Raw genomic sequence first — 19,380 nt, 5'->3', positions numbered from 1 at the left:
ACATGGCCGGGCGCACAGCGGTGGGTGGTCGTGCCCACCCGTTCCGCCCCGGCGGAACGACTGTCCACAACCACCCACGGTGTCGGTACGGCGCCGATGCCCTCGGACGCCTGCCTCTCCTGCTTCTTTGTGACGCTTACTTCTCCGTGACGCCCGCCGAGTCGAACGTCGCCACCTCGTGCATCGCTCTCGCCGCGCTCTGCACCAGCGGCAGGGCGAGCAGGGCGCCGGTGCCCTCGCCGAGGCGGAGGTCGAGGTCGACCAGGGGGCGCAGGCCGAGCTTGTTGAGGGCCGCGACATGGCCCGGCTCGGCGCTGCGGTGGCCGGCGATGCAGGCCGCGAGGACCTCGGGCGCGATGGCGCGGGCCACCAGGGCCGCGGCACCGGCGCTGACGCCGTCCAGGATGACCGGGGTGCGCAAGGACGCGCCGCCGAGCAGCAGGCCGACCAGCGCCGCGTGCTCGAAGCCGCCGAGGGCCGCGAGGACGCCGATGGGGTCGGCCGGGTCCGGCTGGTGCAGGTCCAGGGCACGCCGGACCACCTCGGTCTTGCGGGCCAGCGTCTCGTCGTTGATGCCGGTGCCGCGGCCGGTGACCTCGGCCGGGTCGGTGTCGGTGAAGACGGAGATCAGCGCGGCGGACGCGGTGGTGTTGGCGATGCCCATCTCACCGGTGAGCAGCGCCTTGTTGCCGGCCGCGACCAGGTCGCGGGCGGTCTCGATGCCGACCTCGATGGCGGCCTTGGTCTCCTCGCGGCTCATCGCGGGCCCGGCGGTCATGTCGGAGGTGCCGCCGCGGATCTTGCGGGGCAGCAGGCCGGGGGTGGCGGGCAGGTCGGCGGCGACGCCGACGTCCACGACGCACACCTCGGCGCCGACCTGGGCGGCGAAGGCGTTGCAGACCGCGCCCCCGCCCAGGAAGTTGGCCACCATCTGGCCGGTGACCTCCTGGGGCCAGGGGGTGACGCCCTGGGCGTGCACGCCGTGGTCGCCCGCGAAGATGGCGACGGCGGCGGGCTCCGGGATCGGCGGCGGGCACTGCCGGGACAGGCCCGACAGCTGCGCGGAGATGATCTCCAGCATGCCGAGCGCGCCGGCCGGCTTGGTCATGCGCTTCTGCCGCTCCCAGGCCTCACCGAGGGCCTTGGCGTCGAGCGGGCGGATCTGGGCGACGGTCTCGGCAAGCAGGTCGTGGGGTTCCTCTCCGGGCAGGGCGCGGCGGCCGTACGTCTCTTCGTGCACCACCCAGGACAGGGGGCGCCGCTTGGACCAGCCGGCCTGCATCAGCTCGGGCTCGTCCGGGAATTCGTCGACGTACCCGACGCACAGGTAGGCGATGACCTCCAGGTGCTCGGGCAGGCCGAGGGCCCGCACCATCTCGCGCTCGTCGAAGAAGCTGACCCAGCCTACGCCCAGGCCCTCGGCGCGGGCGGCGAGCCAGAGGTTCTCGACGGCGAGCGCGGCGGAGTACGGCGCCATCTGGGGCTGGGTGTGACGGCCCAGGGTGTGCCGGCCGCCGCGGGTCGGGTCGGCGGTGACGACGATGTTCACCGGGGTGTCGAGGATGGCCTCGATCTTCAGTTCCTTGAACTGCTTCGCCCGGCCCTTGGGCAGCGACTTCGCGTACGCCTCCCGCTGGCGCACGGCCAGTTCGTGCATGGTGGTGCGGGTCTCGGCGGACCGGATGACGACGAAGTCCCAGGGCTGCGAGTGGCCGACGGAGGGCGCGGTGTGCGCGGCCTCCAGGACGCGGAGCAGCACCTCGTGCGGGATGGGGTCATCGCGGAAGCCGTTGCGGATGTCGCGGCGCTCGCGCATCACCTTGAGCACGGCCTCGCGCTCGGCGTCGTCGTATCCGGGCGCGGCGGGGCCGGTGGACCGCGGCGCGGGCGCCGGTGCCTCCCCGGCCGGGATCTCCCCCTGCTCGGCGGCGGGCTCCGGGGCCTCGGGATGCGGTACGGCCTCGGCCTCGCGGGGCGCGGGCACGGTGGCCTGCGGCGCGGGGCCCTGGGCGGGCAGGACGAGGGGGTGCGGCGGGGTCGGCGCGAGATGCGGCGCGCTCGGCACCTGCCCCTCGACCGGCACGAACTCCCCGAGCGGCGGCTCGGGGGCCTGCTCCGGGGGGATCCCGGGCAGCTGCTCGGCGGGAGCGGGTTGCACGGGGGCGTCCACCGGCACGGGGCCCTGCTGGACGGGGGCGTCCACCGGCTCGGAGCCCTGCTGGACGGGGATTTCGGCGGGCGGCGCGGCCTCGACGGGCGCCGGGGCTTCGACGGGCGCCGGGGCTTCGGCGGGCATCGGAGTTCCAGCGGGTGCAGCGGCCTCTACGGGCATCGGAACTCCGGCGGGCGCGGGGGCTTCGGCGGGTGCCGGGGCGGCCTGCGGCTGCTCGGGAGCGACGGGGAAGACGGGTGCGGCGGGTGCCGGTTCGGCGACGGCCTGCGGCTGCGGCTGTGCGGCCTCGGCTTCGACGGCGGCGACGGCTGCCTGCGGCTCCGGGGCTACGGCGGCGACCGGCGCCGGGGTGGCGTCGGCGGGCTGCTGGGGAGCGGGTACGGCGGGGTCGGTCTCGGCCGGAAGGGGCTCCGCGACGGGAGCCGCCTGGACCGCCGGGTCCTGAGCCACCGGCTGCGCCGGCGCCTCGGCCCGGGGCTCCGGGTGTGCGGGCTGCTGCGGGACCCCGGGCGCGGCCGGGGCGTCCTGGGCGACGGGCTCCACCGTCTGCGGGCCCTGGACCTGGTGGGCGTCCGGGGCGGGGGCGGCGGGGACCTCGGCCGCCTCGGCTGCCTGGGCCTGCTCGACCGGGGCGGCCACGGGCTCGGCGGGCTGAACAGGCTGGGGAGCGGCGACGGGCTCGGTCGGCTGGATCACCTGAACGGCGTCGACGGCGACGGGCTCGACGGCGACGGGCTCGACCGGTTTGGTGGCCGTCGGCACGGCCTCGACCGCTTCGACGGGCTCGACGGGCTCAGCCGCGACCGGCTCGACCGGCTGGGGTGCCTGAACGGCCGCGACCGGCTCGGTCACCCGCACGGGCTCGGCGGCGACCGGCTCGACCGGCTGAGCGGCCTCGGCGCCCGGCACCGCGGCACCGGGCACCTGGGTCTCGGCCTGCACGGGCGCAGCGGCCTCCGGCGCGCCCGCCACGGGAGCCGCCGCCTCGACGGCCTGCGCCTCCGGGACCGGCTGCACGGGAACGGCCGCGTCCGCGACCTCGACCGCCGGGGCGTCCGGCATCTGCACGGGCTCCGGGGCGACCGGCACGCTCTCCTCGGCCTGCGGCGCCACCGCGCCCTCGGCCACCGCCTGCGGGGGAACCTCGGCTCCCTGCGGAACCTGCGGCGGCCGGGCACCGTCCTGACCGTCGACGGGCTGCGGGCCATCCTGGCCCGGTACGGCCTGCGCGGCGGCGGCACCGGCGGCTTCCGGCGTCCCGGCGAGCGCCGGGTCAACCGTTTCCGCACCCGGCACCTGCTCGGCGACCGGCACCTGGGGCGCCTCCCCGGCGGGCGGCACGGCGACCGCCGGGGCCTCGGCGACCGGTGCCTCGGGAACGACGGCCGCGTCCGGAGCCGTACCCGGCGCCTCGGCCTCGTCGGCGACGTCGGCGGCCGGTTCCGGCGCCTCCGCCGCGGCCACCGGCACACCGATCACCTGGACGGCGACCTGTCCGGTCTCCGCCACGCTCGGCACCGGGTCCGCGGCCGGGTCGGTCTCCCCCGCGCCCGGTACCTGGCCGACGACCGGCGCCGTCACGGCCGTACCCGCCGCCGCGCCCCAGGGGGCCGCGCTCTGCGGGCCCATCTCCCGCAGGGGCTGGGCGTCGAGGTACTCGGGACCGCGGTCGGCGAGGGTGCGGACCGGTCCCGCGGAGATGTCGGGGATGGGCGGGCCGAGGTGCAGCGGGCGGCGCGGCGCCGACGTCTCCTGCGCGGAGGGGAGGCGGACACCGCTCAGGTCCACGGAGCCCGTGTCGCGGCCCGATGCCTCGTGGAGGGTCTCGACCACCGGCTCCGGAGCGGGCGGCGGCACCTCGTTGCCCCATGCGCCCTGGGCGCCCGGCAGCAGCAGGTCTTCGTCCTCGGCGGGAGCCTCGGAGAGGTAGGTGTACGCGCCGTGCGCGGTGACGCCCGGCTGCTCCACCATGCCTGCGCTCTCCGGCTGTCCCTCGCCCGGGACCTGGCCGGTGTCGGTCATGCGTACCCCTCGCCCAATCGGTTAGTGCTCCTACGACCAGCTCACCCGGAACGGCACACCGACCGCCCCATGGTGAAGAACGAGCGTCCGTGCCCAGCGGCACGAACGACCCGCCGGAAAAGGCGACAAAGCCATTCAGTGGCATTGTCCCGGTCGTTGCGCCGTCGCGACAGCATGATCCGCGACTGGCCGCTGTGGACTACGCCACGTTGCGCGTCCACGGGTTCGCCGTACCACCCCGACCCAAAACGGGCGTGCGTTCCGGACATTGGCGAACGAAGTTCCGGGCCACCGGTGCGGTACAACGATCGGCCAGCCTACCGCGCGCGGTACGACTACCGGATCACGGGGCGATCGGACAGTATGCCGCTGAGCAGGAACGCGACGTTCCGCTCGGTCTCCCGCCAGGCGCGGGTGTCGAGTTCGACGGACTGGAGCAGGGCGCACTCGACGCGGTATCCGTGCTCGCTCAGGTCGCGGCCGACGCGTTCGGCCGCGTCGCGGGTCGCGGCGTGGGCGACGATGCGCTGCGGGCGCCGGTCGGCGACCGCCGAGACCACGGCCGCTCCCCCGCCGCCGACCCGGACCACATCGGGTTCGGGCAGGTCCTCCAGGACGTGCGGGGCATGGCCGTGCACCAGTTGGAGCTGGACGCCGTAGTGGCGGGCGGCGGCGTCGGTGCGGGCGCAGGCGGCCGGGTCGCGGTCGACGGCGATGACGGCGGCGCCGGCGCGCGCCGCCTCGACGGCGAACGCGCCGGAGCCGCAGCCGATGTCCCAGACGAGGTCGCCGACCCGGGGCCCGAGACGGGCGAGTTGGGCGGCGCGCAGCAGCTCGGTCTCGCCCTCGCCGAGCGGGGCGCCCTCGCCGTACGTCTCGTCGGGCTGGACCCAGCCGCGCGGGCCGGTGCCCGGGTCGCGGCCGGCGATCCAGCCGCCGTCCTCGGCCGCGTTCACCGGGCCGCCGATGACGATGACGACGTTGGGGTCGCGCCAGGTGTGGTCGGGGGCCTTGTCGGAGGTGACGACGGAGACCTGTTCGCGATCGGTGCCCAGTTCCTCGCAGATGACGAAGGTGCGGTGGACGTCGGCGAGGAGCAGGCCGAGTTCGGCGGGGCCCGCGCCCGGTGAGGTGAGGACGGCCACCTTGGCGTGGGCGCGGCAGACGTTCACGGCCCGGCGCAGGGTGCGCGGGTGGGCGACGACGACCTGGGCGTCGTCCCAGGGCATCCCGGCCCGGGCGAAGGCGGCGGCGACGGAGGAGACGCCGGGGACGACCTCCACCTCCAGGCCGAACTCCGGTGCGCGCAGGGTGCGTACGACGCCGAAGAAGCCGGGGTCGCCGTCGGCGAGCACGACCGCGGTGCCGCGGTGGCCGGCGATGCGGCGGGCGGCGAGCGCGACGCTGCCGAGACGGATGCGTTCGGCGAAGGGCGGGATCTCGGGCAGTGCCAGGTGGTGGGCCGCGCCTGCCACGAGGGTGGCGGCGCCGAGAGCGGAGCGTGCCGCGTCGGTCAGCGGCGAGCCGTCCCAGCCGATCACCGTGACCCGGTCGGCCATCGTCGTCCATCTCCAGGTTTTCGCAGGTCGTCAGGGGTACAGGGCCCATGGGCGGGCTCCGTGAGGGTACCCGGTCGGGCGGCGGCGCGGGCGTCCGTGGCGGGGATCAGTTCCAGTCGGCGTACGACGTGAAGCCGCTGGTGTCGGCGAGCTGCTCGTCGGCGCCCTCCAGGTCCTCGGGCAGCAGGCTCCACACGATGAAGTCGGTGCGCAGATCGGCCCAGCCGCCGTCCTCGGTGCGCACATGGACTATGCACGCGTTGCGCAGCACACCCTCGCTGATGCAGCCGATCTTCTGGGCGACCTGCTGGGAGGCGGCGTTGTCGGCGGCGGTGCGCAGTTCGATGCGCTCGAAGCGCTGGTCGTCGAAGAGCCAGCGGGCGGTGGCGAGCGCGGCCTCGCTGGCGTAGCCCTCGCCGCGGGCCCAGGGGGCGACGATGTACGACAGCTCGGTGGCGCGGATGTGCCAGTCGGTCCTGGTCAGCTGGACGACGCCGACCAGGCGCTGGGTGAGGAACTCGGTGACGGCGAGGTCGAGTCCGCGGCCCGCGGCGCGCTCGGCGGGCGCGTGCTCGGTGATCCAGCGCCGGGCGCCGGCCCCGGTGAACGGCTGGGGCACGTCGGTCCAGGCGGCGACCTGCTCGTCGTTCATCATCTCGGCCAGGGCGGGCACGTCGTCCTCGTCGAGGGGGCGCAGCACCAACCGCTCCGTGCTGATGGAGATGTTGGGGAAGGTGCTCGTCATGCGCCGCTCCGTAACCTTCGGAAGTTCCTGCTGAACTGCCCAGCATGCAGCATGAAACCACTGAACCGCACGACGGGGTCCACTCCCGGTGAGGGAGTGGACCCCGTGCGTCGCGATGCCGTGCGGTGCCGGTGGCCGGATCAGAAGGACGGGATGACCGAGCCCTGGTACTTGTCCTCGATGAACTTCTTGACCTCGGGCGAGGTGAGGAGCTTGGCGAGCTTCTTGACCCGGGGGTCGTTCTCGTTGCCCTTCTTCACCGCGAGGAAGTTGCCGTAGGGGTTGTTCTTCGCGGACTCCAGGACGAGGGCGTCCTTGGCGGGCTTGAGGCCCGCGGAGATGGCGTAGTTGCCGTTGACGACCGCCGCGTCCACGTCGTCCAGGGAGCGCGGGGTCTGGGCCGCCTCGACCTCCTTGAACTGGAGGTGCTTGGGGTTCTTGGCGATGTCCTCGGGGGTGGCCTCGTTGCCGGCGCCGGACTTGAGGGTGATGAGCCCGTTGTCGGCGAGCAGCTTCAGGGCGCGGCCCTCGTTGACGGCGTCGTTGGGGACGGCGACGGTCGCACCGCTCTTCAGCTCGTCCGCCTTCTTGACCTTGTGGGAGTACAGGCCGAGGGGCTCCAGGTGGACCGTGACGACGGGCACGATGTGGGTGCCGCGCTTCTTGTTGAAGTCGTCCAGGTACGGCTGGTTCTGGAAGTAGTTGGCGTCCACCGAGCCGTCCTCGGTCGCCGTGTTCGGCGTGATGTAGTCGGTGAACTCCTTGACCTGGAGGTCGAGCCCGGCCTTCTTCGCGAGGTTCTTCTCGACGAAGTTCAGGATCTCCGCGTGCGGCACCGGGCTGGCGGCGACGACCAGCGGGCCGCTGTAGTCGTGGGCGGCGGAGGACTTGCCGGAGCCGCAGGCGGTCAGCCCGAAGGTGAGGGCTCCGGCGGCGAGGACGGCGGTGGTGAGCTTGGCGGTGTTACGCACGAAAAGTGCCTTTCCTTATGGGTGGTGCGACCCCGTGTGGGTGACGGGGAGTCTGAGGGGGCGGCCGCTCGGGAGAAACGTTTCCACACGGCCCGGCCGGTGCTTACGCGGCCTCGGTGACCTCGGCCGTGTCCGGGTCCTTGGTCTGCTTGGCCTTCAGCAGCCGCAGCTTGGGCGCGGGGCCCGAGCGGCCGCCGCGGCGGTGCAGGGCGCGGGCCGCGAAGTCGCCGGCGAACTGGATGAGGGAGATGACGACGGCGAGGATGCCGACGGTGATCCACATCAGCTCGGTCTCGAAGCGCTGGTAGCCGTAGCGGACGGCGAGGTCGCCGAGGCCGCCGCCGCCGACCGTGCCGGCCATGGCGGAGTAGCCGATGAGGGCGATGACCGTGGTGGTGGTGCTGGCGATCAGGGAGGGCAGGGACTCGGGGACGAGCACCTTGCGGACGATGGTCCAGGTGTTGCCGCCCATGGACTGCACGGCCTCCACGAGCCCGCCGTCCACCTCGCGCACGGCCGTCTCGACCAGGCGGGCGAAGAACGGGATGCCGCCGATGGCGAGCGGTACGACCGCGGCCGCGGTGCCGATCGTCGTCCCGGTGACCCAGCGGGTGAAGCTCATCAGGGCGACCATCAGGATGATGAACGGCAGCGAGCGGCCGACGTTCACGATCTGGCCGGTCACCTTGTTGGCGACCACGTTCTGGAGCAGGCCACCGCGGTCCGTGAGGACGAGGAGGAGGCCGAGCGGGAGGCCCACGACGATGGCGATCAGGGTGGACCAGAGCACCATGTCGAATGTCTGGGAACACGCGTCCGACAGCAGCGGCTGCATCTCGGACCAGGTCACTTGGCACCTTCCTTCACCAGTGCGGCCTCCTGGCCCACGACGTCGATCTGGAGTCCCTGCTCGCGCAGGAAGCCGATGGGCACCACGTTGTCCTCGTAGTGGCCGGGCAGCTCGATGCGCATCCGGCCGATCTGGAGGCCGCCGACGGTGTCGATGGCGGCGCCGAGGATCGAGATGTCGATGTTGTAGGTGCGCGACAGCTGGGAGATGACCGGCTGGGTCGCGGCCTCACCGTGGAAGGTGACGTCGAGGACGGTGCGCTCCGTGCCGGTGCGCTCGCCGCTCACCGGGAACAGCGCGGCGGCCAGCTGGGAGCCGGGGGTCGCCAGCAGCTCGCTGACCGTGCCGGACTCCACGATCCGGCCCCTCTCCATCAGGGCGGCGGAGTCGCAGATCGACTTGACCACGTCCATCTCATGGGTGATGAGCAGGACGGTGAGCCCGAGCTGCCGGTTCAGATCGCGCAGCAGCTGGAGGATGGAGCGGGTGGTCTCCGGGTCGAGGGCGCTGGTGGCCTCGTCGGAGAGCAGCACCTTGGGGTCGCCGGCCAGGGCGCGGGCGATGCCGACACGCTGCTTCTGGCCGCCGGAGAGCTGGGCGGGGTAGCTCTTGGCCTTGTCGGCGAGGCCGACCAGGTCGAGCAGTTCGAGCGCCTTGCGGGAGCGTTCCTTCCCGGACGTGCCGAGGATTTCCAGCGGCAGCTCGACGTTGTCCTGCACGGTCCGCGAGGACAGCAGGTTGAAGTGCTGGAAGACCATGCCGATCCGGCTGCGCGCCCGGCGCAGTTCCTTGCCCGCGCGCGGGCCGCGCCCGGCCAGGGCGGTGAGGTCCTGCCCGGCGACGGTCACCGTGCCGGAGGTGGGGCGCTCCAGCAGGTTGACGCAGCGGATGAGCGAGGACTTGCCGGCGCCGGACTGGCCGATGACGCCGTAGACCTCGCCTTCGCGGACGTGGAGATCGACGCCGTCGAGGGCGGTGACCTCGCGGCCGCGGGAGCGGTAGACCTTGGTCAGGCCCGATGTGGTGATCACAGGATTTCCGTCACTGTCGAGTGCGCGGGCTCGGGTGTGCCCGGGCACGGGTGCGTTGCGTGCGTTCGTGGGGTACGCGGCACGGTTCTCGGGTGGCGGTGAAGCGGGGAGAACGTCGTGTGCGCGGTACGGCCCTCGGGTCCCGCTCGCCCGGGTGGGGGCGCGGGACGGGCCGCGGCTCTCGCTTCGGGGCGCGAGGCTCAGGTGGTGCGGGGGCCCTCTAGAAGGCGCACATTCGACACGGACACAGACAAACAGCACCGGGCGTCATGGTCGCCTCGGTCGCAGGGATGCGGCTGTTCGTCGTGGTCATGCGGCCCAGTAAAGCAGAAGCCCGCCGGGGAGCGGTGGCCGCTGTCCGCATAGTGGACAACGGCGGACACCTCGGGGCGGGCTCAGTCGCGGACGGAGATCGCCACTCCCCCGTCGGTGACCAGTGCGCGCAGGGCCGCGAGGTCGTCCACGACGAGGTCGGCGTCGAGTTCCTCGGCGCGGTGGGTTGTGGCCAACGCCACGGTCCGCATGCCGGCCGCGCGGGCCGCGCGCAGTCCGGCGGGGGCGTCCTCGAAGACCACGCAGTCGGCCGGGTCCGCGCCGAGCTGCCGGGCGGCCAGCAGATAGGGCTCCGGGTCGGGCTTGCCGCGGGTGACGTCGTCGGCGCTGACCAGGCACTTCGGGGTGACGCCCACGGCCGTGAGGCGGGCCTCGGCGAGCCGGTGGGTGGCGGAGGTGACCACGGCCCAGCGGTCGGCGGGCAGGGAGTTAAGGAACTCCCGGGTGCCGGGCAGCAGCCGTACGCCGGAGACGTCCGCCACCTCCAGCCGCTCGACCCGGGCGACGGCCTCCGGCACCCGGTGGGCGGGCAGCAGGTCGGCGACTATCTCCGCCGCGGTACGGCCGTGCAGCTCGACCTGTGCGAACTGCTCGGCCGTGACCCCGTACTCATGGGCCCAGAGGGTCCAGCAGCGCACGACGGAGTCGTAGGAGGAGACCAGGGTGCCGTCGTTGTCGAACAGGAGAGCGTGCGCGTGGATCGTCATGGTCCCGACCCTACGGCGTACGGCGGGGTCGGCGGCGTTGCCCCGATTCCGCCGTAATAAGGTCGACCGCATGCTCACTGTCCTGACGCTGGTGACCGGGGTCGCCGCGCTGCTGCTCGCCGCGTGGTGCGGCTGGGCCGCCTATCGTGACCAGCCGACGAAGGACTGGCACTTCATCGGCATGGCCGTGGTGTCGCTGCTGGCCGTCATCCAGCTGGTGATCGGGATCGTGCAGCTGGCGCGGGGCGAGAAGCCGGAACAGGGCACCGCGATCTTCGTGGCGTATCTGCTGGGCGCGTTCGCGTGTGTGCCGGCCGCGGGCTTCATGTCGCTGGCCGAGCGGACCCGGTGGGGTTCGGTGACGGCCGCGGCGGGCGGCGTGGTGCTGGCCGTGCTTCAGGTCCGGCTCTTTGACATCTGGGGAGGCTGAGGATGACGACGGTCGAGGAGAAGCCGGCCCGGTTGATCAGCGGGCCGGGAATGCTGCTCGTGTGGTTCTACGGCGTGATGGTCGTCGGCGCGGTGTCGCGTTCCGTCTACCAGATCGCGACGGACTTCGGGCGGGCGCCGCTGGCGTACACGCTGTCCGCGGTCGCCGGGCTGATCTACGCGTTCATCACGTACACCCTGGTGCGGGGCGGGGACGTGGCCCGGCGGGCGGCGCTGCTGTGCTGCGGGGTCGAGTTGGCCGGTGTGCTGCTCGTGGGGACGTGGACGGTGGTCGACCCCTCGGCGTTCCCCGACTCCACCGTGTGGTCCGACTACGGGATGGGGTACGTGTTCATTCCCGTGCTGCTGCCCGTCTCCGCGATGTACTGGCTGCGGAAGGCGCGGTCGCAGCGGGCTGGTTGAGGTCAGTCGGCGGCTCACCGTCCGCTGTGGTTGATCGCGCGGTTCCCCGCGCTCCTTCGGGGCGCGTTGATCACGCCGTGGCTACATAAGTGGCCGCGGGCTTCTCCAGCACGATCAGGTCCACCCCGTCCGTTCCCTTCGACCTGCCCACCGGCTCGTAGCCGACGCGGCGGTACAGGCGGAGGTTGCCCTCGCTGCGGTGGCCGGTCTGGAGGCGGAAGAGGGTGGCGCCGCGCTCACCGGCCAGGTCGGCCTCGGCGGCGCGCAGCAGGCGGGCGCCGATGCCGTGGCCCTGGAGGCGGGGGTGGACGCAGAGGCGGACGATGGCGGCCGAGCCGTCCTCGCCGATCCTGCCGCGGACGGCGCCGATCACCTCGTCGCCGAGCCGGGCGACGAAGACGCAGTCGACGCCGATCTCGCGGCGGACGGCGTCGAGGGTCTCGACGAGCGGGTCGATGCGGTAGTTGCCGTACAGCCGCGCCTCGCTCTGGAAGCACAGGTACTGGAGGCGGAAGATGTCCTCCGCGTCCTCCTCGGTCGCCACCGAGATGGTCACGCTCATGCCCATGTGCGCATGCCTCCCGCTCACCTGATCACCTGTCGTCCCCCACACTCCTATCCCCGCGCCCGGCGGGAAGCAACCTTCGTCGCGCGGGGACGCCCTGTGACATAGCCAACTCCCCCCGTTCTCCCGGCGGACCGGGGCCTTCCGGGAGATCGCGGGGGCGTCGGCGGGGGCGTGCGGGTCAGGCCAGGAAGTCGGCGCGGGCCAGGACGCCGGTGTCGGCGTTGTCGGTGAAGACGCCGTCGATGCCGGTCGCGAAGTACGCCTTGAAGGCGCCGAAGGGGTCGCCGTAGCCGTCGGCCGCGCCGCCCTTGCGGAACTCCGTGGGCAGGAAGGGGTTCTCGTTGCGCATCGTGTAGGGGTGCAGGATCAGGCCGACCCGGTGCGCGTCGGAGACCAGGGTGGAGGGCTCGGCGAGGGAGCCGTCCGCCTTCTTGGGGATGACCAGGTCCAGGGTCGGGCCGATGCCCTGGGCGTAACCGGCGATCTCCCGCAGGCCCTTGGGGGTGATCAGGTCGGCGACCGTGCGCGGGTCGCCCGCCTCCGCGAAGTCCCAGGGGCGGCTGTCGGCCGTGGACAGCAGCACCACGAGCGGGTTGTCGACCAGCTGGTTCAGCCTCTGGATGCTGGTGGGCTCGAACGACTGGATGACCACCGGGGAGTTGCGGGTGTCCTTGCCGTGCCTGCGCAGCAGCTTGGCCACCCGCTCCTCCAGGGCGAGGCCCAGCTTGCGGAAGTAGGTGGGGTGCTTGGTCTCGGGGTAGATCCAGACCTGCTTGCCGCGCTTGCGGGTCTGCTCGTCCTGCCACTTCAGGACTTCCTCGAAGGTGGGGATCTCCCAGCGGCCGTTGTAGAGCTTGTTGTGCGGCCGGTTGTCCGGGATCCGCTCGATCGCGCGCAGCGTCTTCAGCTCGGCGAGGGTGAAGTCCTCGGTGAACCAGCCGGTGGTGGCGACGCCGTCGAGCACCTTGGTGGTCTTGCGGCCGGCGAACTCGGGGTGGTCCGCGACATCGGTGGTGCCGCCGATCTCCGGTTCGTGCCGGCACACCAGATGGCCGTCCTTGGTGGGGCACAGGTCGCCGGCCTCCACGATGTCGGCGCCGAGGTCGAGGGCCAGCTCGTAGGAGCCGAAGGTGTGCTCGGGGCGGTAGCCGCTGGCGCCGCGGTGGCCGACGATGGTCGGCACCGGCAGTCCCTTGAGCCCGCGCGCGGTGCGCTTCGCCGCCGGGGCCTCGGCGGCCCGGGCGGTGCCGGACAGCCCGAGGACCGCGCCGCCCGCGCCCAGCATCGCGGCGCCGAGGAGCGCCCGCCGTCCCGTGACCTGCGTCTGTGGCTGCGTCTCGTGCGTACGCTCGGTTCCCATGGCGGCCTCCTGCCGTCTTCTGTCTTCGTCGCTCATCAGTCCGATGTTCATCAGTCCGGGAGATCGTAGGGGGGCGCGTATGACAGCAGGGCGGCTTCGCGTCGAACTCGCGGGTGCGGGCGTATGGCCCCTGTGTGCGGGCAGGTGACGGGGTGTCGCGTACGGGGACGGGACGAGCGATGTCCGTCACATCGGCACAAGGGCGTTACACGCCGTCCGCCGGGCGTCACCGCAGGTAAACCCATGTCAACACTTCGTAAGACCTCGGTGAACCGCCCGTCCCCGATGTGCGTTCGCGGCGGAGCCGCGAGTAATGTCCTCACCTGCACAGACCCAACCGCACAGATTCATATCGCCCCCTGACATCGGAGGACCCGTTGTCCCGCTTCCGCCTCATCAAGGCAGTGCTCGGCCCGATCATGCGCCTGATGTTCCGCCCACAGGTGGAAGGCGCGGAGAACATCCCGGGGGACGGTCCGGTGATTCTGGCCGGAAACCATCTCACCTTCATCGACTCGATCGTGCTTCCGGTCGTCACGAAGCGTCAGGTGCTCTTCATCGGCAAGGACGAGTACGTCACCGGCAAGGGCTTCAAGGGCCGGCTGATGGCGTGGTTCTTCACCGGGGTCGGCATGATCCCGGTGGACCGGGACGGCGCGAACGGCGGTGTGGCGGCGCTGATGACGGGGCGCCGGGTCCTGGAGGAGGGCAAGGTCTTCGGGATCTACCCGGAGGGCACCCGCTCCCCCGACGGCCGCCTGTACCGGGGTCGTACGGGCATCGCCCGGCTGACCCTGATGACCGGCGCGCCGGTGGTGCCGTTCGCGATGATCGGCACCGACAAGCTCCAGCCCGGTGGCAACGGCATCCCGCGGCCCGGCAAGGTCACCGTCCGGTTCGGCCCGGCGATGGAGTTCTCCCGCTACGACGGCATGGACCGCGACCGCTATGTGCTGCGCGCCGTCACCGACTCCGTGATGACCGAGGTCATGCGGCTGTCCGGGCAGGAGTACGTCGACATGTACGCCACCAAGGCGAAGGCCGCCTGAGTCCGGCGCAGCAGATGGCCGCGGGCCGTTCCGGTTGTACCGGGGCGGCCCGCGTTCGTCCGTCTGCCGGTGTGAATCTGCCCTGGGGCGGGGTCATTCGGCCTACGCCCCCGAGCGCATGATCCACCGAACATGTCTGATGCAGACATGGATACACCTTCGCGGCGAACCCTCCTCCGTGTCCCGATCGCAGCCGTCGGCGCGGGATTCCTGGCGGCCTGCGGCTCCGGTTCGGGGCCCGGGACCCGCTCCGGTCCGCACCACCCGGACACCGGGCCCCTCGGGGCGGCGCTTGAGGGGAACTTCGTACCGGCGGGGCCCAAGGGGTACGTCAACCCGTCGGACCCGGAGGTGCTCGCCACCGAGCGGAAGCGCGGGGCGGGGCGCGTGCGCACGTACCGGTTCACCGCCGCGGAGACCAAGCTCGACCTGGGCGGGCGCTCGGTGCGCACCTGGGCGTACGACGACACCGTGCCGGGGCCGCTGGTCCGGGTGACCGCGGGCGACGTCCTGGATCTGACGCTCGCCAACCGGCTGCCGACCACCACCACCCTGCACTCCCACGGGGTGCGGCTGCGCTGCGACATGGACGGCGTCCCGGATCTGACGCAGCGCCCGATCCCGGCGGGCACGGACTTCCGCTACCGGTTCACCGTGAAACACCCCGGCACGTATCTGCTCCACTCCCACGTCGGGATGCAGCCCGACCGCGCCCTGTACGCGCCGCTGGTCGTGGACGATCCCAAGGAGACGCTCGGCTACGACAAGGAGTGGGTCGTCGTCCTGGACGACTGGCTCGACGGCGTGGACGGCTCCACCCCCGAGGGCGTGCTCGAACAGCTCAAGCCGGGCGGCTCCGGGATGGCCGGCATGGGCATGGGCCCGGAGCACCCGCACGCGAGCGGGAGCCCCTCCCCGCGTCCGAGCGGATCGGCCGGGGCGAAGTCGTCACCGCCCGCGAAGGCCGGGGGCGGTCCGAACCGGGTGCTGCACGACTCGCACAGCCGGATGCTGGACGGCGACGGCGGCAGCGTCGCCTACCCGTACTACCTCGCCAACGGGCGGCTGCCGCACCGGCCCCAGGAGTTCCGCTGCCGTCCCGGCGACCGCATCCGGGTGCGCTTCGTCAACGCGGGCTCGGAGACGGCCTTCCGGGTCTCGCTCGGCGGCCACACCATGACGGTCACGCACACCGACGGCTACCCCGTGCGGCACAAGGACACCGACGCCCTGCTCATCGGGATGTCCGAGCGGTACGACGTGCTGGTGACCGCCAAGGACGGCTGCTTCCCGCTCGTCGCGCTCGCCGAGGGCAAGAAGGGCAGCGCGCTCGCCGTCCTGCGCACCGACAAGGGGAAGAACCTTCCCGCGCCGGATGTCCGCCCCGACGAGCTGGACGGCGAGTGCGTGCCCGCGCGGCGGCTGGTGCCGGCCGACTCGGTGGCCCTGCCCGAGCGGCAGCCGGACCGCCAGATGCGCATCAAGATCACCGGCAGCATGCAGAAGTTCGACTGGGGCTTCGACCACAAGCCGTACGACGTCCGCCAGCGGCACGAGATCCACGCCGGGGAGCGGGTACGGCTCACCCTCATCAACGCGACGGACATGTGGCACCCCATGCATCTGCACGGGCACACCTTCGCGATGACGGGACTGGACGCGGTGGGAGCGCGCAAGGACACCGCGATGGTGCTGCCGCACCGCAAGCTCGTGGTGGAGTTCGACGCGGACAACCCCGGGCTGTGGATGGTGCACTGCCACAACCAGTACCACTCGGAGAGCGGGATGATGACGGTGCTCGGCTACAAGCGGTGAGGGGCCGCCGGGTGGGACGCGCTCACCCGGCGTTCTCCAGCCGCTGCCCCTTCAGCAGGAACCACGCCGCGACCGCCGTGCCCAGCAGGACCGCCGCACCCGCGCCCGAGGCCAGGTGGAGGCCGTGGACGAAGGCGTCCCGGGCCGCGTCCAGGAGGGACTCGGCGGTCCGCGGCGGCAGCTGGGCCGACGCCTCCACGGCCGCGCCCAGCGACTCGTGGGCGCCCGGCGGGGTGCCGGCCGGGCCCTGGAAGCCGCTGTAGACGGCGGTCACGATGGAGCCGAGGAGGGCGATGCCCAGGGCGGCACCCAGCTCGTAGGCCGTCTCGGAGACCGCGGAGGCCGCGCCCGCCTGCTCCTTGGGGACGCTGGAGAGGATGACGTCGGCGGTGACCGTGAAGGACAGGCCCGCGCCGACGCCCACCACCAGCAGGGCGGCGCCGAGCACCGGGTAGCCCGTGGACCGGCCGAGGCAGGTCAGTACGGCCAGGGACAGGCCGACGGCGGCGAGGCCGGCCGAGACCACCGAGCGGACCGAGAAGCGCCGGGCGGCGCTGCCCGCGGCCAGTCCGGCCGCCACCGCGCCGACGGCGGCGGGCAGTTCGGCGAGACCCGCCTCGAACGGGCGCCTGTCCTGGACGAGTTGGAGGTACTGGGAGAGGAAGAAGACCAGCCCGGACATGCCGAGCACGGTCAGCAGGTCGGCGAGCACCGCGCCGCTGAAGCCGCGGTGCCGGAACAGCCGCATGTCCAGCAGCGGGGCCGGCATGGTCAGCTGGCGGCGCACGAAGCCGTACAGCGCGCCCGCGCCCAGCAGGCCCGCGGCGAGCGTCAGCCAGGAGAAGCCGTGGGTGGCCGCCTCCTTGACGGCGTAGACCACGCCGATCATGCCGACGAGCGAGAGCAGCACGCTGGCCAGGTCCCAGGGGCCCGGGTGCGGGTTACGGGACTCGGGCAGGGTGCGGAGGCCGACCAGGACGAGGACCGCCATCACCGGCAGGTTGATCAGGAAGACCGAGCCCCACCAGAAGTGCTCCAGCAGGAAGCCGCCGACGATGGGACCGACCGCCGTACCGGCCGAGGCCGTCGCGCCCCAGATGCCGACGGCGAGGCTGCGCTCGCGCGGGTCGTGGAAGAGGTTGCGGATCAGGGCGAGGGTGGCGGGCATCAGGGTCGCGCCCGCGACACCGAGCAGCGCCCGCGCCAGGATCATCAGCTCGGGTGTCGTGGCATAGGCGTTGAGCACGGATATCGCGCCGAACGCAGTGGCGCCGCAGAGCAGGATCCGCTTGCGGCCGATGCGGTCGCCGAGGCTGCCCATGGAGACCAGCAGACCGGCGATGACGAAGGAGTAGACGTCACCGATCCACAGCAGCTGGGTGCCGGAGGGGTGCAGGTCCTCGCTGATGTAGGGGGTCGCCAGGCCGAGCACGGTGGCGTCGACGGCCACCAGCAGCACGGCCAGGACCAGGACGCAGAGCGCGAGCCAGCGGCCCGGACGCGCCGGGGGCTGCGCCGTCCTGGCGGGCTGCACTGTGCTGGTCATGATTCCTCTCTCCGTAGAGCGCCGCCGAGCAGGAGTTCGGCGACCATGGTCGGGAAGTCGCGGGCGGCCACGCGGCCGTCCAGGGTGGCCCAGGCGCAGGAGGCGGTCAGGCCGTACAGCGCCTCGGTGAGCCAGACGGGTGTCAGGTCGATGCGGAACTCGCCGTCCTGCTGTCCGCGCTGGAACAGGGCGCCGATCCGGCCGTCGAGCCGCTGCCAGCCGTCGTTCTGCCGCTCGCCCTCCCACAGCTGGCTCTCGCCGTACAGGAAGGCGAGCAGTCCCGCGGCCGGCTGGATCTCGCGGACCAGCCGGCGTACGGCGTCGGTCGCGGTCCCCTCCTCCGGGCGGGCCCGGTCCAGCGCCGCCTCGCACTCGGCGATGCCGAGCGCCTCCAGCGCCCGGACGAGCGCGTCGCGTCCGGCGAAGTGCCGGTGCAGCGTCGCCCGGCTGATCCCGGCGGCCTTGGCGACCTCGTCCATGGTCGCGGTGGATTTACGGGTCAGCAGGGCGGCGGCGCTGCGCAGCACATGGTCTCGATCCAGGGCCATGAGACAAGGGTAACCCACATGAGACACGAATGTCTCACAGTGGGCGTACATGGCTCATCGCCGCTGGTCAGCGGGGGTCAGCGGAGCTTTTCGATCAGTGGGGGTGTCCGGTCGACGGGGGTGCCCGGTCGATGGGGGCGCCCGGTCGATGGGGGCGCCCGGTCAGTGCCAGGGCAGCTGTCCGCGCCGCTCCCAGTACACGCGGGGCTCCTCCGTGAGCGTGGCGAGGCGGGTCATCCGGTCCGCGTCCAGGTCGACGGCGGGGGCGTGCAGATTGGAGGAGAGCTGGGTGAGGGTCGCGGCGCCGGAGAGGACGACACCCGCCCAGGGCCGGCGCAGGATCCAGGCGAGGGCGACGGCGTCGCAGCCGAGTCCCTCCTCGGCGGCGATCGACTTCAGGGCCCCGGGGGCGTTCGGCTCGGCGAGCCGGCCGTTGGCCATGCCCTCCTTGACGATCACGGTCAGCCCGGCGTCATGGGCCTCGGCGAGGGCGGCGCCGGCCGAGTGCTCCAGGACGTTGTACGTCGACTGCACGGTACGGAAGAGGGGCTCACCGTCGACCGTCACCGCGAGGGCGGCGCGTACGGTGTCCGCCTGCCGGGGTCCGCTGGTGGAGAAGCCGATGGTCAGGCCCCCGGCGGCGGCCTCCGCGAGCCTCGCGTGGAGTTCCTTGTCGGTGAGGGCGGGGCTGTCCGGGGTGAGCGAGTGGATCTGGTAGAGGTCGAGCCGGTCGCCGAGCAGGGCGTCGGACTCGGCGCGCTGACGCTCGTACGTCGCCGGGGAGTGGTCCTTGACCTCGTGCCGCTCGGCGTCGGTGGACCAGTCGGCGGTGTAGGTGTAGCCCCACTTGCTGCCGATGACCACGTCGTCGATGCCGGGGTTGGCCGCCAGCCACTGGGCGAGGAACTCCTCCGAACGGCCGTAGGAGCGGGCGACGTCGATGTAGCGGACGCCCTGCGCGTAGGCCGCGTCGAGGAGTTCATGGGTGCGGGTGCGCAGGGCGTCGACGCTGCGGTCGGCGCCGAGGTCGCCGTCCCGGCCGAGGTTGATGTAGCCGGGGCGGCCGACGGCGGCGAGACCGAGGCCGATGTGGCAGGTCGGCGTGGTCGCGGTGGCGAGACGGGCGAAGGGCATCGCGGGCTCCGGTTCGGTCGGTTCCGGTTCGGTTCCGGTTCGCGACCAACGTAACCCGCGGGGGGCTCCGCCCAAGAGCGCCTGGCTCGTGCGGTGGTTGCGCCCGTGCGGGTGGGG

General features: G+C 72.7%; 16 protein-coding genes. 4 read left to right on the top strand and 12 right to left on the bottom strand.

Going from position 1 to position 19,380, the window contains the following annotated elements; translation table 11 throughout:
* Window positions 1-136: 136 nt before the first annotated feature.
* The 7 genes from cobT to QHG49_RS28395 form a co-directional block, all read right to left on the bottom strand.
* Entirely contained in the window at window positions 137-4,195 is a 4,059-nt protein-coding gene (gene cobT, locus QHG49_RS28425) for a nicotinate-nucleotide--dimethylbenzimidazole phosphoribosyltransferase (protein ID WP_301491728.1), read from the bottom strand.
* Window positions 4,196-4,530: 335 nt separating this feature from the next.
* Entirely contained in the window at window positions 4,531-5,754 is a 1,224-nt protein-coding gene (cbiE, locus tag QHG49_RS28420) for a precorrin-6y C5,15-methyltransferase (decarboxylating) subunit CbiE (protein WP_159699759.1), read from the bottom strand.
* 106 nt (window positions 5,755-5,860) lie between these two features.
* The gene (locus tag QHG49_RS28415) at window positions 5,861-6,499 is read right to left on the bottom strand and encodes a GNAT family N-acetyltransferase (protein WP_159699762.1); all 639 of its coding nucleotides are present in this window, start codon (window positions 6,497-6,499) and stop codon (window positions 5,861-5,863) included.
* A 140-nt stretch (window positions 6,500-6,639) separates the two neighbouring features.
* Window positions 6,640-7,470 carry a MetQ/NlpA family ABC transporter substrate-binding protein gene (locus tag QHG49_RS28410; protein WP_145483879.1) on the bottom strand — a complete coding sequence of 277 codons (831 nt, stop codon included), beginning with the start codon at window positions 7,468-7,470 and terminating at the stop codon, window positions 6,640-6,642.
* A 103-nt stretch (window positions 7,471-7,573) separates the two neighbouring features.
* The gene (locus QHG49_RS28405) at window positions 7,574-8,320 is read right to left on the bottom strand and encodes a methionine ABC transporter permease (RefSeq protein WP_167532151.1); all 747 of its coding nucleotides are present in this window, start codon (window positions 8,318-8,320) and stop codon (window positions 7,574-7,576) included.
* Entirely contained in the window at window positions 8,317-9,351 is a 1,035-nt protein-coding gene (locus tag QHG49_RS28400; protein ID WP_159699765.1) for a methionine ABC transporter ATP-binding protein, read from the bottom strand. Before QHG49_RS28400 ends, QHG49_RS28405 begins: the two co-directional genes overlap by 4 nt.
* A gap of 395 nt (window positions 9,352-9,746) precedes the next feature.
* On the bottom strand, window positions 9,747-10,391 hold the full coding sequence (locus QHG49_RS28395; RefSeq protein ID WP_301491727.1) for an HAD-IA family hydrolase: 645 nt from the start codon (window positions 10,389-10,391) through the stop codon (window positions 9,747-9,749).
* Between the two features lie 70 nt (window positions 10,392-10,461).
* Here QHG49_RS28395 and QHG49_RS28390 point away from each other — a divergent pair, with 70 nt between their 5' ends.
* Both QHG49_RS28390 and QHG49_RS28385 read left to right on the top strand, forming a co-directional pair.
* Window positions 10,462-10,821: a hypothetical protein gene (locus tag QHG49_RS28390; RefSeq protein ID WP_145483871.1), complete on the top strand. Its 360-nt coding sequence runs from the start codon at window positions 10,462-10,464 to the stop codon at window positions 10,819-10,821.
* Window positions 10,822-10,823: 2 nt separating this feature from the next.
* On the top strand, window positions 10,824-11,243 hold the full coding sequence (locus QHG49_RS28385) for a hypothetical protein (RefSeq protein WP_301491726.1): 420 nt from the start codon (window positions 10,824-10,826) through the stop codon (window positions 11,241-11,243).
* Window positions 11,244-11,313: 70 nt separating this feature from the next.
* Here QHG49_RS28385 and QHG49_RS28380 read toward each other — a convergent pair whose 3' ends face one another.
* Together QHG49_RS28380 and QHG49_RS28375 are read right to left on the bottom strand one after the other, a co-directional pair.
* A complete protein-coding gene (locus tag QHG49_RS28380) occupies window positions 11,314-11,811 on the bottom strand; it encodes a GNAT family N-acetyltransferase (RefSeq protein ID WP_301492950.1) in 498 nt (165 codons plus the stop codon).
* A 178-nt stretch (window positions 11,812-11,989) separates the two neighbouring features.
* Window positions 11,990-13,171, bottom strand: coding sequence for a glycerophosphodiester phosphodiesterase (locus tag QHG49_RS28375; RefSeq protein ID WP_301492948.1), 1,182 nt, complete (start codon window positions 13,169-13,171; stop codon window positions 11,990-11,992).
* Between the two features lie 419 nt (window positions 13,172-13,590).
* On the opposite strand from QHG49_RS28375, the gene QHG49_RS28370 reads away from it, so the two are divergent.
* Window positions 13,591-14,220: a 1-acyl-sn-glycerol-3-phosphate acyltransferase gene (locus QHG49_RS28370; RefSeq protein ID WP_145484128.1), complete on the top strand. Its 630-nt coding sequence runs from the start codon at window positions 13,591-13,593 to the stop codon at window positions 14,218-14,220.
* A 147-nt stretch (window positions 14,221-14,367) separates the two neighbouring features.
* The gene (locus QHG49_RS28365; RefSeq protein WP_159699774.1) at window positions 14,368-16,035 is read left to right on the top strand and encodes a multicopper oxidase family protein; all 1,668 of its coding nucleotides are present in this window, start codon (window positions 14,368-14,370) and stop codon (window positions 16,033-16,035) included.
* Between the two features lie 22 nt (window positions 16,036-16,057).
* Here QHG49_RS28365 and QHG49_RS28360 read toward each other — a convergent pair whose 3' ends face one another.
* The 3 genes from QHG49_RS28360 to QHG49_RS28350 all read right to left on the bottom strand — a co-directional run bounded on the left by QHG49_RS28360 (window position 16,058) and on the right by QHG49_RS28350 (window position 19,263).
* Window positions 16,058-17,581 carry an MFS transporter gene (locus QHG49_RS28360; protein WP_159699777.1) on the bottom strand — a complete coding sequence of 508 codons (1,524 nt, stop codon included), beginning with the start codon at window positions 17,579-17,581 and terminating at the stop codon, window positions 16,058-16,060.
* Complete coding sequence (locus QHG49_RS28355) at window positions 17,578-18,129, bottom strand: TetR/AcrR family transcriptional regulator (protein ID WP_301491725.1); 552 nt, start codon at window positions 18,127-18,129, stop codon at window positions 17,578-17,580. The genes QHG49_RS28360 and QHG49_RS28355 overlap by 4 nt, the downstream gene beginning before the upstream one ends.
* Window positions 18,130-18,291: 162 nt before the next feature.
* On the bottom strand, window positions 18,292-19,263 hold the full coding sequence (locus QHG49_RS28350) for an aldo/keto reductase (RefSeq protein ID WP_301491724.1): 972 nt from the start codon (window positions 19,261-19,263) through the stop codon (window positions 18,292-18,294).
* Window positions 19,264-19,380: the final 117 nt, after the last annotated feature.

The sequence above is a fragment of the Streptomyces sp. WP-1 genome, assembly GCF_030450125.1.
Classification (GTDB): Bacteria; Actinomycetota; Actinomycetes; order Streptomycetales; family Streptomycetaceae; genus Streptomyces; species Streptomyces incarnatus.
This window is presented reverse-complemented; position numbering and strand designations above follow the sequence as displayed.